13 protein-coding genes are annotated in these 14,250 nt (G+C 39.8%); 7 read left to right on the forward strand and 6 right to left on the reverse strand.

Annotated elements, in window-relative coordinates:
- Positions 1-44 precede the first annotated feature (44 nt).
- The gene (locus MIC7126_RS0112005; RefSeq protein WP_017653394.1) at positions 45-1,382 is read left to right on the forward strand and encodes an NAD(P)/FAD-dependent oxidoreductase; all 1,338 of its coding nucleotides are present in this window, start codon (positions 45-47) and stop codon (positions 1,380-1,382) included.
- An 86-nt stretch (positions 1,383-1,468) separates the two neighbouring features.
- Here the strand turns inward: MIC7126_RS0112005 and MIC7126_RS0112010 are convergent, their stop codons facing one another.
- Both MIC7126_RS0112010 and MIC7126_RS28625 read right to left on the reverse strand, forming a co-directional pair.
- On the reverse strand, positions 1,469-2,593 hold the full coding sequence (locus MIC7126_RS0112010; RefSeq protein WP_017653395.1) for a hybrid sensor histidine kinase/response regulator: 1,125 nt from the start codon (positions 2,591-2,593) through the stop codon (positions 1,469-1,471).
- A 24-nt stretch (positions 2,594-2,617) separates the two neighbouring features.
- The gene (locus MIC7126_RS28625; protein WP_017653396.1) at positions 2,618-4,195 is read right to left on the reverse strand and encodes a sensor histidine kinase; all 1,578 of its coding nucleotides are present in this window, start codon (positions 4,193-4,195) and stop codon (positions 2,618-2,620) included.
- Positions 4,196-5,048: 853 nt separating this feature from the next.
- Here MIC7126_RS28625 and MIC7126_RS0112020 point away from each other — a divergent pair.
- The 3 genes from MIC7126_RS0112020 (at position 5,049) to MIC7126_RS31240 (ending at position 7,981) form a co-directional block, all read left to right on the forward strand.
- A complete protein-coding gene (locus MIC7126_RS0112020; RefSeq protein ID WP_017653397.1) occupies positions 5,049-6,335 on the forward strand; it encodes an FAD-binding oxidoreductase in 1,287 nt (428 codons plus the stop codon).
- Positions 6,336-6,393: 58 nt separating this feature from the next.
- The gene (locus MIC7126_RS0112025) at positions 6,394-7,749 is read left to right on the forward strand and encodes a (Fe-S)-binding protein (protein ID WP_017653398.1); all 1,356 of its coding nucleotides are present in this window, start codon (positions 6,394-6,396) and stop codon (positions 7,747-7,749) included.
- 73 nt (positions 7,750-7,822) lie between these two features.
- Complete coding sequence (locus MIC7126_RS31240; RefSeq protein WP_169330795.1) at positions 7,823-7,981, forward strand: hypothetical protein; 159 nt, start codon at positions 7,823-7,825, stop codon at positions 7,979-7,981.
- A 7-nt stretch (positions 7,982-7,988) separates the two neighbouring features.
- On the opposite strand, the gene MIC7126_RS0112035 is transcribed toward MIC7126_RS31240, so the two are convergent.
- Entirely contained in the window at positions 7,989-9,191 is a 1,203-nt protein-coding gene (locus MIC7126_RS0112035; RefSeq protein WP_017653400.1) for a serine/threonine-protein kinase, read from the reverse strand.
- A 229-nt stretch (positions 9,192-9,420) separates the two neighbouring features.
- Between MIC7126_RS0112035 and MIC7126_RS0112040 the strand changes: the two genes are divergently transcribed.
- Positions 9,421-10,527 carry a PstS family phosphate ABC transporter substrate-binding protein gene (locus tag MIC7126_RS0112040; RefSeq protein WP_017653401.1) on the forward strand — a complete coding sequence of 369 codons (1,107 nt, stop codon included), beginning with the start codon at positions 9,421-9,423 and terminating at the stop codon, positions 10,525-10,527.
- Positions 10,528-10,595: 68 nt separating this feature from the next.
- Here the strand turns inward: MIC7126_RS0112040 and aroH are convergent, their stop codons facing one another.
- The 3 genes from aroH to MIC7126_RS0112055 all read right to left on the reverse strand — a co-directional run bounded on the left by aroH (position 10,596) and on the right by MIC7126_RS0112055 (position 12,557).
- Complete coding sequence (gene aroH, locus MIC7126_RS0112045) at positions 10,596-10,997, reverse strand: chorismate mutase (RefSeq protein ID WP_193787687.1); 402 nt, start codon at positions 10,995-10,997, stop codon at positions 10,596-10,598.
- A 125-nt stretch (positions 10,998-11,122) separates the two neighbouring features.
- A complete protein-coding gene (gene sppA / locus MIC7126_RS0112050; protein ID WP_017653403.1) occupies positions 11,123-11,944 on the reverse strand; it encodes a signal peptide peptidase SppA in 822 nt (273 codons plus the stop codon).
- A gap of 316 nt (positions 11,945-12,260) precedes the next feature.
- Complete coding sequence (locus MIC7126_RS0112055) at positions 12,261-12,557, reverse strand: hypothetical protein (RefSeq protein WP_017653404.1); 297 nt, start codon at positions 12,555-12,557, stop codon at positions 12,261-12,263.
- A 386-nt stretch (positions 12,558-12,943) separates the two neighbouring features.
- On the opposite strand from MIC7126_RS0112055, the gene MIC7126_RS0112060 reads away from it, so the two are divergent.
- Positions 12,944-13,741 (forward strand): MlaE family lipid ABC transporter permease subunit, encoded by a 798-nt coding sequence (locus MIC7126_RS0112060; protein ID WP_017653405.1) that lies wholly within the window; start codon positions 12,944-12,946, stop codon positions 13,739-13,741.
- Positions 13,742-13,847: 106 nt separating this feature from the next.
- Positions 13,848-14,234, forward strand: a complete 387-nt coding sequence (locus MIC7126_RS0112065; RefSeq protein WP_017653406.1) for a DUF3119 family protein — start codon at positions 13,848-13,850, stop codon at positions 14,232-14,234.
- Positions 14,235-14,250: the final 16 nt, after the last annotated feature.

A 14,250-nucleotide genomic window follows, 5' to 3' on the forward strand; every position in this document is an offset into this window, starting at 1 on the left:
GTTAAGAATAGTTACAGTAGTCATAACATAAGGCAATATTGATGATGGCAAACTCCCTTGACAACCCGCCACCACATCAGGTAGTGATTATTGGCGGTGGCTTTGGTGGACTGTATGCGGCAAAAACCCTCGCCAAGGCGGCAGTCAATGTTACACTTATTGATCAGCGGAACTTCCATTTATTTCAGCCATTGTTGTATCAAGTAGCCACAGGGACGTTATCACCTGCGGATATTTCCTCACCCTTGCGAGCGGTATTAAATAAAAGTCAGAATACAAAGGTGTTGCTGGGTAAAGCGAATGATATTGACCCAGTAGCGCAAAAAGTTTTTGTCGGCGATGAAGAGATACCTTATGACACCTTAATTGTCGCCACAGGTGCAAAACATTCCTATTTTGGTAAAGATAATTGGGAAGAATTCGCCCCCGGTTTAAAAACCGTGGAAGATGCAATAGAAATGCGGCGTCGAATTTTTACAGCATTTGAAGCTGCAGAGAAAGAAACTGATGCACTTAAACGTCAAGCTTGGTTAACTTTTGTCATTGTTGGTGGCGGCCCGACTGGGGTAGAATTAGCAGGTGCGATCGCAGAGCTAGCATACCAAACTCTGAAAGCAGATTTTCGCAATATCAACACTTCAGAAGCTAAAATCATTCTTTTAGAAGGCATGGATCGCATTTTACCACCCTTCGTACCTGAATTATCACAATCAGCAGCGGCATCTCTGGAAAAATTGGGTGTAATTGTGCAGACAAAAGCACTGGTGACAGATATTCAAAACAATATTGTCACCATTAAACAAGAAGATGGAATCAAAGAAATTGCCTCAAAAACGATATTATGGGCAGCAGGTGTGAAAGCTTCACCGATGGGACAAGTGTTAGCAGCGCGCACAAATGTGGAACTTGATCGGGCAGGACGAGTTATTGTTGAATCTGACTTAAGTATTCACGGTTATCCTGATATTTTTGTTATTGGCGACTTGGCTAATTTTTCTCATCAAAATGGTAAGCCTCTACCCGGCGTCGCGCCTGTAGCCAAACAGCAGGGACAATATGTGGCTACGCTAATTAAACAACGGCTTCAAGGTAATATTTTACCATTCTTTAGCTATGCAGATCGAGGGAGTTTAGCGATGATTGGGCAAAATTTCGCCGTCGTAGATTTTGGTTTTATTCGCCTCACAGGTTTCCTAGCATGGCTATTTTGGCTAGTAATTCACATTTATTTTTTAATAGAATTTGACAACAAATTAGTAGTCATAATTCAGTGGGCATGGAACTATTTTACTCGCAATCGTGGTGCTAGATTAATTACAGGAATTGACGGCAATAGCAATTATTATTCGCCTGATACGAATCAGCAAGCCGTTAAAGCTTAATCGGAGAAGTTTTTAAATACAACTAAAAATACCCGATTTATTGACAAAATCGGGTATTTTTATATGGTTATTAACTGCTATAAATATTATTTTAATTGTGACGGTAAATTAACAATAAATGTTGTACCAAATCCAACTTTACTCACAAAATAAATTTCCCCACCATGCAAATCTACATAATTTTTGACAATCGCCAATCCTAAACCATTTCCTGGGATGTTATCTACATTGCTCCCTCTTTGGAAAGAATTGAATAGGTTTTCTTGGTCAGCTTCAGGAATACCAATGCCTTCATCTTGAATTCGGAAAATCACTTCTCCTTGCACACAAAAAGTTTCCAAACATACTGTACCACCGTGTGGTGAATATTTCACAGCGTTTAACAACAAATTCGTCAGAATATGACGCAACAATTTTTCATCTAAATAAGATATTTGTTTATTTTTGGTTAACACTTGCAAACCGTGTTCGTCTTGCATAGTGAAGATGATATTATGGTGTTCACTAGCAGTTAATTTAATCTCAGTTATGAGATTGTTGCAAAAATTGTATAAGTCTATGGGCGCTGGATTAAACTGAGAAGCGACTATTTCTGATTTACCCATTGATAGTACATCATTTAATAAAGCGTCTAGGTGTTGGACAGAGTTTTGAATATGATAAATATATTCAGTTTTTTTAGCTTCATTTAATTGATGGCTATAATTTATTAGCAATTCAGTGCAAGTAGAAATGTTATTCAAAGGGTTACGAAACTCATGACTAACCATGGAAACGAAATTAGATTTGATTTGTCTATTTTCTTTTTCTTTTTGTAATGCTTCGCGCATTACCATTTCTGCTTGATGTTTGCTGAGAGCAATTTCAATAGTAGTAATTAATTGAGTTTCTGCAAAGGGTTTAAGTATATATCCAAATGGTTGTGTATGTTTTGCTTTTTGCATATTACTTACATCGGAATATGCAGTTAGATAAACAATCGGTATATTCAAGCGAGAAGTAATTTCTGTAGCAGCTTCTATGCCGCTCATATTACCTTTTAACATGACATCCATCAATACTAAATCGGGATGAAATTCTGTAGCATGAGCGATTGCTTGTTCCCCATAAGCAGCAATAGCAAGTACAGTATATCCTGATTTTTCTAGACAATTCTTGATATCAAAAGCGATAATTCTTTCGTCTTCAACAATCAAGATTTTTTCCCTCATTTTGATTACTCTCTATTTTGGCTTTTAGAAGCTAATTTTAAAAACTGTTCCTACTGGATTAAATGTAATACTACCCTCCAATTGTTCTACTAAATTCCAGACTAATTGTAAGCCGAGTGACTGATTTTTGTAGTAGTCTATATCTTTTGGCAATCCTATGCCATTATCGCTAATACTTAAAGAGTATTTATCTGTATATAATTTGGAAAAATTTACATATATATCGCCTTGCTCTCGGTTATTAAAAGCGTGTTTTAGAGCATTGGAAATTAATTCATTAATAATTAATCCACAGGGAATAGCTGTATCTATTTTTAAGGAAAATTTCTCGATTTCTAAATGAATTTGAATATTTGGCTTAACACCATAAGAACAAATTAAATTATTAGTTAATTTCTCGATATAATCAGCAACTTCTATTTTTGCTAGGTCATGAGATTGATATAAATTTTCATGAATCATGGCCATAGCTCGAACTCGATTCTGGCTATCTTGAAAAATATCAATGGCTTTTTCGTCATTAATATATCTAGCTTGGAGACGTAATAAACTAGATATCACCTGTAAATTATTTTTGACACGATGATGAATTTCTTTTAATAATACTTCTTTTTCTTTGAGAGATGATTTAAGTTTGTTTTCTGCTTGTTTACGAGCAATAATATTACTTTCAGTAATGTTACGAATAATCATGATAATTTGCTTTTGGTTTGATAGGATCAATCGAGCTTCAAAGCTTTTTTCTCCTGCTGTTGTTGGCAAGGAATATTCAATGGCTACCAAAGATTTTGTTTGGTTTAGTTGTACAATGGCTTCCTGAAGTTCGTGCCCAACTTGAATTGGCATAATATCTTGTATATGTCTACCGATGAATGATGCAGATGGTAAGTAAAATTCAGCAGTTTCGCTAGTATGGTAGCTCAGAATTATCCCATTATTGTCGAGTCGAAAATAAACGTCAGAAAAAGCTTGAAAAAGTTCTTGTAATTCAGAGTTTGTAAGTAATAATTCTACGTGATTTACTGGGCAATCGCTTATTTTTTCTGTCGATACTTGTTGTAGTTTTATAGATTGTTCTGGAGCTTGATTAACTTGTTTAGCTAACTCGGCTTCTGCTTTTTTTAATGCTAGCTCTAATGAGCAACGTTGAGCAATTTCTAATTCTAATTGTTGTCTGGTTTGCAAAAGTTCTTTTTGTAATTTTACTGTCAAATTTTCTGGTATCACCGCACATGAAAATTGTTTCATATTATTCGCGATCGCTAAATAATGTATACCAGAATGACACATCATATTTAACTTTGCATTTACATCAAAGGCTTGCTCTAAGGTAGTTAGAGGCTTTTTGATTATGTCCATGGTTTTTAAAGATACTAACTTTGTGCTAAATTGATTTAACTGTAGCAAATTGGCATTGTTGAATATACTTAATATCTGCGGTTTTCCTAAAATAACAATATAATTGATAGGCTGATTTTTTCGATTAATAATGACGTTATATTTGGTATTAATTAAGCTAGATATAGTTAATTTTAATTGATGCACGCTTTGATTCAATTCATCTTCTATCTCAACGCTATTACATATATTTTGCCAGCACATAACATTTTTTCTTAGTACCGTGTGGTGAAGAAAAATCAATACATAATTATGAATTATATACTTGAAGATGGGCATAGCGGCAATCTCTAAAGACTACATTAATGCTGTGAATAACATTACTGAAAACAATATAAAAATGACAATTAGTAGGCTAAGATAATTAACCATGAAATATCTAATTAAATTGCTAAATATTATGTAAGCAACGTGCAATTTTTCCCTGATTTACTGATTTCTCGTACCAGAAAAACTGAGTGCACGGGAAAATCAAAAAAAGGCTAAAATCACTTTTGATAATGTGCCATCTATATTCTTGACACCGCTCCCAGATTTTGTAGATTCAATTACCCTAAAATAGGGACTGGAGAGTTGAAACAAATAAAAAAGCGATGAAATATTTTTGATAGTTTATGTCTTGACCCCAACATCCCGGCAGAATTCTCTACTACCCAGAGCGTTACCTCTATATGATCGCCAGCGTGGGATGATAACAAACTTAACTGTGTAAATTTGATGACAAATTAGTAACATTGCTACCCTGGTAAATCAAGTCTAGGTTTTTTTGGCTGTATAACTTTAAAATTGCCAAATTAGCTCAAAAAAACTGGAGTTCATCAGTTTTCTGTAGCTAGATTAAGTCATAATTAATTAGATTACCTCGTGGTTTTTACTTAAATAAAGCGTGGCATTTATAAAGTTTTTTTTAACAAAGTAAACCTTAGTTACTGTACTCAGGGTATTAACTGAGAGATTGAGAAGACTTTGCCAATGAATGCCGAGACTAACTGGGTACTGGGCGCTTTTTTGGTAAAGTTAACCAGTAAATTAGATGTAGGGCGTAAAAAATAAACTGATGAAAGCGATCGCTTCTTGTCTTGCATCTATAGTGAGTGAAGAAAATGGCGTGTGTCTGTGGGAAAGCATTGAACCCAGTCACCAACAACGTATCCAACAAGCCATAGCTCCTGGAAACACTCCCAGTTGTATCGTCTATCCCTCGACCCCAGAACAACTAGCTGCAGTTATCGCCGCCGCACACCATCACAACTGGCGCGTCCTTCCTTGCGGCAACAGTAGTAAAATTAATTGGGGAGGTGTAACCATCGGCGCGGAAGTGGTGGTGAGCACCGAACGCATCAACCGATTGATTGCACACGCTGTTGGTGACTTGACTGTTACAGTAGAAGCTGGGATGAAATTCTCTCAACTCCAGGCTATTTTGGCAGAACATCGACAATTTCTGGCTCTCGACCCCGCCATGCCAGCATCAGCCACCATTGGTGGTATCGTAGCTACAGGTGACACAGGTTCCTTCAGACAACGCTATGGCAGTGTACGTGACCAACTCCTAGGAATCACCTTTGTACGTGCTGATGGACAAATCGCCAAAGCCGGAGGAAGAGTTGTCAAAAATGTGGCTGGATATGACTTGATGAAGTTGTTTACAGGTTCTCATGGCACATTAGGTGTAATCAGTCAAGTAACTTTTCGAGTTTATCCACAGCAAGCAACTTCAGGAACAGTAGTACTCACCGGTGAAGCGGACGCCATATCTCAAGCTGCAGCTACTCTCCGGAATTCAGCATTAACACCAACCCAAGCCGATTTACTATCAACTAAATTAGTCTCTACCTTAGAATTGGGTAAAGGACTAGGATTAATTACCCGGTTTCAAAATATTAGCGAAAGCGTCAAAGAACAAAGCAACCGACTTTTACAAGTAGGAGAAAAATTGGGTTTAAATGGGGCGTTTTATGGAGATGCGGAGGAAGCTAATTTATGGCAAAGATTACCAGAACAAATCCACTCTGCTAACACAGAATCTGTAATTACATGCAAAATAGGAATATTACCCACTGCATCCGTCGAGCTTTTGCAGCAGGTAGAAATAGGGTTAATTCACATGAGCAGTGGTTTAGGTTGGTTACAATTTTCTCATCTTGATCAAGCTTTACAAGTCCGTAGTATCTGCGAAAAATCTGGTGGTTTTTTATCTATTTTGACAGCACCTATCGCAGTTAAACAAAAAATCGATATTTGGGGATACCCTGGTAACGCTCTCCAGTTGATGCGCGATATTAAGAAACAGTTTGACAGCAATAATATATTTAGTCCTGGTCGTTTTGTGGGCGGGATTTGAAACCAAAAACTGCACAGATGCTAAGAACTTGCACAGGAACAGGGGAGAACAAATAATTATGCAAATTGTCAATAATTCTCTAAATAATACGGCAAATGTGAAAAATTTATCAGGCTTTGATGAGCACCATCCACCAGATCCCAAATTGATTGATACTTGTGTGCATTGCGGGTTTTGTCTTTCGACTTGTCCCAGTTATCGGGTGTTAGGAAAAGAGATGGATTCCCCCAGAGGACGTATCTATTTAATGGACGCAATTAATGAAGGGGAAATTGCACTGAATACAGCCACAACTGAGCATTTTGATTCTTGTTTGGGTTGTTTAGCTTGCGTGACAACTTGTCCTTCTGGTGTGCAATACGACAAGTTAATTTCAGCGACCCGTCACCAAGTAACTCGCAATTACCCTCGTACTTTACCTGATAAATTGTTTCGTCAACTGATATTTTCTCTGTTTCCTTATCCTCGCCTTTTAAGAGTTTTACTCGTACCATTGTTGGTTTATCAAAAACTGGGCTTTTCTAAATTTTTTCGCGCCACAGGGTTACTCAATAAACTATCTCCCCGATTGGGAGCGATGGAGTCAATTTTACCGGAAGTTACTCTCGAATCATTTCAAGATAATTTGCCTACTATTATTCCCGCTCAAGGTAAGCAGCGCTACCGCGTTGGGGTGATTTTAGGATGTGTGCAAAGATTGTTTTTTTCTCCAGTGAATGAAGCGACGGTGAGAGTATTGACAGCGAATGGTTGTGAAGTCGTGATTCCTCAATCTCAAGGTTGCTGTGCGGCGCTTCCAGAACACCAAGGACAAACACAACAAGCGCAATCTTTAGCCAAGCAGATGATTGATAGTTTCGCAGATACTAATGTGGATTTTGTGATTATCAATGCCGCTGGTTGTGGTCATACTTTAAAAGAGTATGGTCATATTTTAGCAGATGACCCAGAATATCGAGAAAAAGCTGAGAATTTTGCTGCCAAAGTTAAAGACGCTCAAGAGTTTTTAGCATCTGTGGGATTAACAACCAAACTATCACCATTAACTGACAAACCTGTGAATTTAGTTTATCAAGATGCTTGTCATTTATTGCATGGACAAAAGATTAGTGTCCAACCGCGTCAATTGTTGCGACAAATTCCTGGCTTAACTCTTAAAGAACCAATGGACGCAGCGTTGTGTTGTGGAAGCGCAGGTGTTTATAATATGCTGCAACCAGAAGTTGCTGAAGAATTGGGTCAGCAAAAAGTGCAGAATTTATTAAATACTGGTGCTGAGTTAATTGCTTCTGCAAATCCCGGTTGTACCTTACAAATCACCAAACATTTAAAATTGCAAGGTCACGATATAAGTGTGATACATCCCATGGAATTATTAGATTATTCAATTCGTGGTGTAAAGTTGAAAATCTAGATATGCACCGTCAACTGTGTGCGCCCTTCCAGTAAAATAAGGTGATATGAATTGGGTTGACGTGGAAAAATCTATGAGTCGCAAACCACACTCAACTAAATTATGGATATGGAGTGCTGTAGGCTTGATTATCACTAACTTAGTTGTAGTTGGGATTGTAGCGTTTTTGATTCACAGAGATAGTGTCCAATATCGTCCGAGTCAATCTCCCAACGAGCAAAAACAACTATAATTACAATTCAATCAGATTCTTTCGGCATTTGCAATTGCCAGTTTTCTACTTGAGGAGCAGGAGCTATGATCTGTAAAGACCAATAACTAATCAGCATCAGTACTAAACCGGAAAATACACCAACGGCTAAACCAACCAATAAAGCTGATTTGCGAACAGAGGTAGAGATAGTTGTATTTTCCCGCAAATCTTCATGCTTGAGTTGTGCAGATGCGGAAATTTGCGGACTCGAAACCTCTGGGATTGTGGTGTCGCCCAAATTATCGTTGTCAATGTTATGTGTTGGTAAAGACTGTAGAGGTTTTGGTGTAATATTTACTGATGATGGCACAAGATCGGGCGATCGCTGTTGTGTACAAAGATGGCTAATACCTTGGAGTGCTTCTAGTGCTGCTTTTGCCGATTTGTATCTATCTTGAAAATGGTAGTGTACCATTTGATTAACAATTGCAGCCAACTCAGAGCTAACCGTTGCTAAGTCTTCCCAGATAATCTCTCCTGTATTACCATCTTCTGGTAACTGTGTCGGATGCACCCCTGTGAGAGCTTGAATGGCTATCATCCCCAAAGCGTAAATGTCACTATTCGGACGTGGTTTCCCTCGTTGTTGCTCGCTGGGCATGTAGCCCGGTGTACCGATCGCAATTGTGGTATGTTGTTCAATGGGAACAAAAACTGTAGTCTTGGTTGGGTCTACAACTACTTGATCCCAAATCGGTTTGACTGCACCAAAATCGATTAAAACTAACCGATTATCCCGCTGGCGTCTGATAATATTACTCGGCTTTACATCCCGGTGAATTAGTCCATAACTGTGAACAAAATCGAGAATGCTCAAAATTTCTTGTAATAACTGAAAAACTTTGCTTTCATTCCAGCAGTTTCCTGGCGTCAATTCTACACTCAGTGTATGTCCTTCAATAAACTCTTGTACTAAATAAAACTCTAAATTGTCTTCAAAATCCGCTAAAAGATGGGGAACTAAATCATAATTTTGGAGTTTTTTCAGCGCTGCGACTTCTCGCTTAAACAGTCGTCTGCGGATTTCTGCGGGGATGGAATATCTATTGCTGGGTAAGAAATGTTTGACGACGCAGGTGGGAGTATGGGTAAGGTGTGTGTCTTCCACCATATACGTTTGACAAAACGCACCTTGGCTTAAAACTTGAACAACTTCGTAACGTTCTCCTAGTAACTTGCTGCTTAACATGTTACATTATCTCTGCTAAGTACTCTGTTAACAGAGTATTTACGTGATTCAAATTTAATATATAGTCCCTAAAAATGAACAACTCTAACTTCGCGCCTCTACAAAAAGCAAGATAGTTGAAATTGCATTGATATTCATAATTTACAGGAGACGTTATATATTCTTTATTAAGGAAGCTAGGGGTCAATCTTTCAAAGTCTAATTTGAACTTCATGACGGGAAGTACAGGATGACTAATGATAGCAAAAACAGCGTCTCACTTAGTCAAGATGCTGTGCAAATGATCAGAGGTTTAGTTATTGGTGAATTAATTACCGTAGCCATCATTGGCGGGCTGTGGTTATGGTTAAGACCACGCCTGCAGGTAGGTAACGATGCTCCCTCTGCATCCAATCAAGGTGCGGGTAAGACTTCTGTTGTCGCCGATTCCAATTTCCAAACTGTTACCGACGTTCCCATAGGCACATTTAATTACGGTGGAAGTACTGCTTGGGCACCCATTAGACAATTTGTAGATTCTCAAATTCAGGTGATGCGCCCGGAGTTACAGCTACGTTATGTAAACCCGACTCAGGGTAGTCCTGGTTCTGGCTCCGGAATTCGCATGTTACTAGATGGTAAATTGGATTTCACTGTTTCTTCCCGTCCCTTAACAAATGCAGAACTTGACCTAGCTCACCGGCGGGGTTTTGCACTCAAGCAATATCAAGTTGGTATTGATGGCGTAGCTGTGGTAGTTAACCCGACTCTGAAAGTCCCTGGTTTAACTGTAGAACAGTTGCGGCAGATTTATTTAGGGCAAATTACTAACTGGCGTCAAGTAGGAGGAGAGGACTTGGCTATTGTTCCATTCTCTCAGCAACAAGAGGATGCAGATGCAGTTTTGTTTTCTGATCAGCAAGCTTTGGCTCAACCTACTTTAGGTGCGAGTGTGCAGTACGTGTATTCTACCACAGAGGCACTGCGCCGTGTACACCAAACTCCAGGTGGTGTGTATTATGCTTCAGCGCGGGGAATTGTGCATCAATGTCTGGTTAAGTCTATACCTTTGGGTTTGACTTCTGAGCAGCTAGTTTCTCCTTACCGTGAACCCGCTGTACAGCCAAACCAGTGTCCGCAAAAGCGGAATCAACTGAATACGGAAGCTATTAAAAATGGTAGTTATCCGATGACGACTCAGTTGTTTGTGATTATTAAACAAAATCAGGGTCGGGAACAGCAAGCAGGTGAGGCTTATACTAGGCTTTTGCAGACTGAACAGGGACAAAAAGCGATTGAGCAAGCAGGTTTTGTCCCCGAAAAAAGTCGGGAGTCAGTAGCGAGTAGTGGAAGTTAGATAATTCGTAATTAATTTTTGGGAGTTCTGCTGAAAATAGATATAAATTGATGTGGCAGTTAGATATCTTAAACTTTGGACTCCACTGCTGATTGTGACGCTGTTAATGATTGAGGAAAACTCCAATCGGGACGCAGGTTGGCTGCGTGGCGCAAATAAATGTGATGGATGGGGGCGGAGATTGGCACCTTAGCGTGGATTAAAAACCGGATGCAGCGCTGTAAACTACCTTCAACATGCATTTGTTGCACGTCTAGCATAGCTATGTTATCCCAACCAGGACGCGGCCTGGCGATCGCAGCTGGAAAAATCATGTCCAAATCCCGTGTCACAGAGAAAGTAACACTGATGATATCTTGTGGTTCGAGTTGATTTCGTCTTTCGAGTTCATCTAGCAATTCGGTAACTGCACCTCGGATTGCTTCTATTGTATTTTCAGAAACGGTTGTTGCTCCACGAATAGCCCTCATTTGCCACTCCACGCCCAAATCCTCCTTAATTTGTTAGTTGTCGGTTGTGATTAGTCATTAGTCGTTAGTCGTTAGTCATTGCTTTTAACATGACTAACGACAAACAACAAAGGATGCGTCAAAATTTATGGTCGATATAGCCACAGAGGTAAACCACTGGTGGAAATTTCAAATTCCCACCAATCGATACCAGCCCCAATTCCTGAAGTTAGTTGACGACTCCCTGGTAAAAACCTGCTTAATAAAGGTTTCCGTTCTTCTAGGGTGTAGCATGGGGTCTTCTCAGGATCAAGACCGACCAGTTCTGCTGTCCAGCGCCGGGCGTCTTCTTCAGTTCCCAAGCGGTCTACAACTCCTAACTCTAAAGCTTGTTGTCCGGTAAAGATCCGGCCGTCAGCAAAACTTTTCACAGTTTCTACGCCCAGAGAACGCGCATCGGCTACTGTTTGCACAAACTGCTGATAACTGGTGTCAATCAATTCTTGGAGAATGTTTTGTTCAGGTGCTGTTAGTTCGCGGTCAAAAGCCAAGATATCTTTGTAAGGGCCTGACTTGATGACTTTGAAAGAAACACCGATTTTCTCTAGTAATCTTTCCAAGTTATTTCCGCGTAAAATCACACCAATGCTGCCCGTAATTGTACCTGGGTTAGCCATGATATATTCGGCTCCCATGCCAATGTAGACACCTCCAGATGCAGAAATGTTACCAAAGCTCGCCACAATTTTAGTTTTGTTGCGTAAATGCTTGAGGGCGCTGTAAATTTCTTGAGAATCTCCCACCGTGCCGCCGGGGCTGTCGATGCGTAACAATAAGGCAGGAAATTTTTTTTCTTCTACTGTCTTTAGTGCTTCTAACACACGTTTGCGAGTAGCACTAGCAATCGCACCTGTAATTTCAATCCGGGCAATTTGTTTAGAAAACTTGGGTTTAAAAGGCCAAACCATAAGCAGTCAAAAAACCTCGCAATATACTCAATATTAAGACGCCCGGTGGTCAGACGGACTGCTTTGCTCTGCTCAAAAAAATGATCAGGCATTGTACTACTAAAAATTTTAATGAAAATTTTAGATTTTGCGTGGTTTTTTGTTTGCTATGCTCTCATTGTGTAGGTAAAAATTTAGTATAAAAACTCAAAAACATAGCAAGTTAATGAATTACAGCTCAATTTTACCAATCAATATCGGGGTTGGTTCTTTGAGATATTATTTTTAGATGATTTTTAGTTATCCCATTAAAATGCAGAGATTCAATCTTGGCTAACTAGGAATCAATTCGTAATATTTGACATCTATAATAGGCGTAACTATCAAACAGTGCCCCCACAAAACTGCAAGTCAAGCTGATCACAAAAATGCCGCGCAGGGGAGCACCGCTGCCAAAAGTAGCTAGAAAATGCATAATTTGAGTAGACATCGCTTCAGTTATCCCCTGTAACCCCGGAAGATTGCCGAGCAGGGACAACACCAGCAAAAAACCGCCGACCAAAAGCAGAGGCGCAGCAAAACTGAAAATCACAGTGAGCAGCAGAGAACGGAGAAAGTTGGTAAAAAGGGCCATTTAACGCAAGCTCCGTGAATAAACAAGACAATAGCTGGAGTGCAGCATGTCAATTTCTACAATACGTGCGATCGCTCCAGCATGGTCAAGATGTCAAAAATCTTAAGTTTTCATTAAAGAAATCGTTACTAAATATATTAAATGCAACGAGACACCAACTCGAACAAAATCCCCGTAACCCTTACCACATCAGCCTTCAATCCAGAATCTACCTTTTAACGCCGCTAAAACCCACTCGGAAAATCTGAGAACAGCTTTAAACTAAGTTCATGAACGGGCGTAAAGCATGGGGCATGGGAGAGAAATAACTCTAGACCATAGACCCTTGACTCTTAACCCATAACTTTCGCTATTCTTAAGGCAGTTACCGAGTTAACTGCAAAACATTGAGCGAGACTACAACCCAATCTAGTTTAGGAGCATGGAGTCAGCGGTTGCTGGCAGCAATATTTTTGGGTGGACAAGTACTAGTTCACCTACTCCAGGGAAAAATCCATTGGCGCAACACCAAAGAACAAATGGCCGCAGTTGGGCCAGATTCCCTGTTTATTGCCTTATTAACGGCTGTTTTTGTCGGTGCGGTATTTACCATTCAAGTAGCGCGGGAATTTTTGAATTTTGGCGCGGGAAATATCGTTGGTGGAGTACTAGCAGTAGCGTTGACCAGGGAACTCACACCAGTGCTGACAGCAGTCATCTTAGCGGGGCGAGTCGGTTCCGCCTTCGCCGCTGAAATTGGCACCATGCGCGTTACTGAACAAATTGATGCCATGTTAATGTTAAAAACCGATCCTATTGACTATTTAGTTATCCCTCGTGTCTTGGCTTGCTGCATTATGTTGCCAATTTTAACCCTCTTATCTTTGGTGACAGGAATGTTAGGGGGTTTAATCATAGCCACTAATTTATACAACCTCGCCGACACTACATTTCTTGACTCAGCCCGTAACTTTTTAGGCATTTGGGATATTTGCAGCGCCATGGTCAAAGCTTTTTGCTTTGGACTCCTCACCGCCGTCATCGGTTGCAGTTGGGGGTTAACCACCACAGGCGGTGCTAAGGGAGTGGGACAATCTACCACAGATGCTGTTGTTACAGCCCTACTCATTATCTTTATTAGTAATTTCTTTCTATCTTGGTTAATGTTTCAGGGTGCTGGTAGCGCCCTATTACAAGGAATATAAAGCATTGGCGAGATGGGGAGAGCAGCAAGAAATCACAAATAATAAATGACAACACCCGCCAAATCCTAAAATTAAGAAAGATATCTACAAAACAGGATTGAAGACTGTGACCAGTTCCTTTGCACCCAATTCCACCTCAACTGTGGAACTCAAACCTAGTTACAATATCCCTGTAGTGTTGGTAATAGCCTCTATTCCCCTACTGATAGTCCAACCTCTGCTAGCAGGCGTGTTCGGATTGCTGGGCTTGTTTCTCATGTTGCAAACTGTAACAATACGGCTGCAATTTACCGCTACCGACTTAGACCTTTACAGAGGTGAAAAGTTGATTAGGCGCTTTCCTTATCAAGAATGGCAAGACTGGCGCATTTTCTGGAATGGAATTCCCATTCTGTTTTATTTTAAAGAAGTCAAAAGTATTCACTTTTTGCCAATTTTATTTGACGCCAACACCTTGAGAACTTGTTTAGAACAGCGCTGTCCACGTACTTAGTGTTTGCTTGTGAGTA

The sequence above is a fragment of the Fortiea contorta PCC 7126 genome (assembly GCF_000332295.1).
Taxonomy (GTDB): domain Bacteria; phylum Cyanobacteriota; class Cyanobacteriia; order Cyanobacteriales; family Nostocaceae; genus Fortiea; species Fortiea contorta.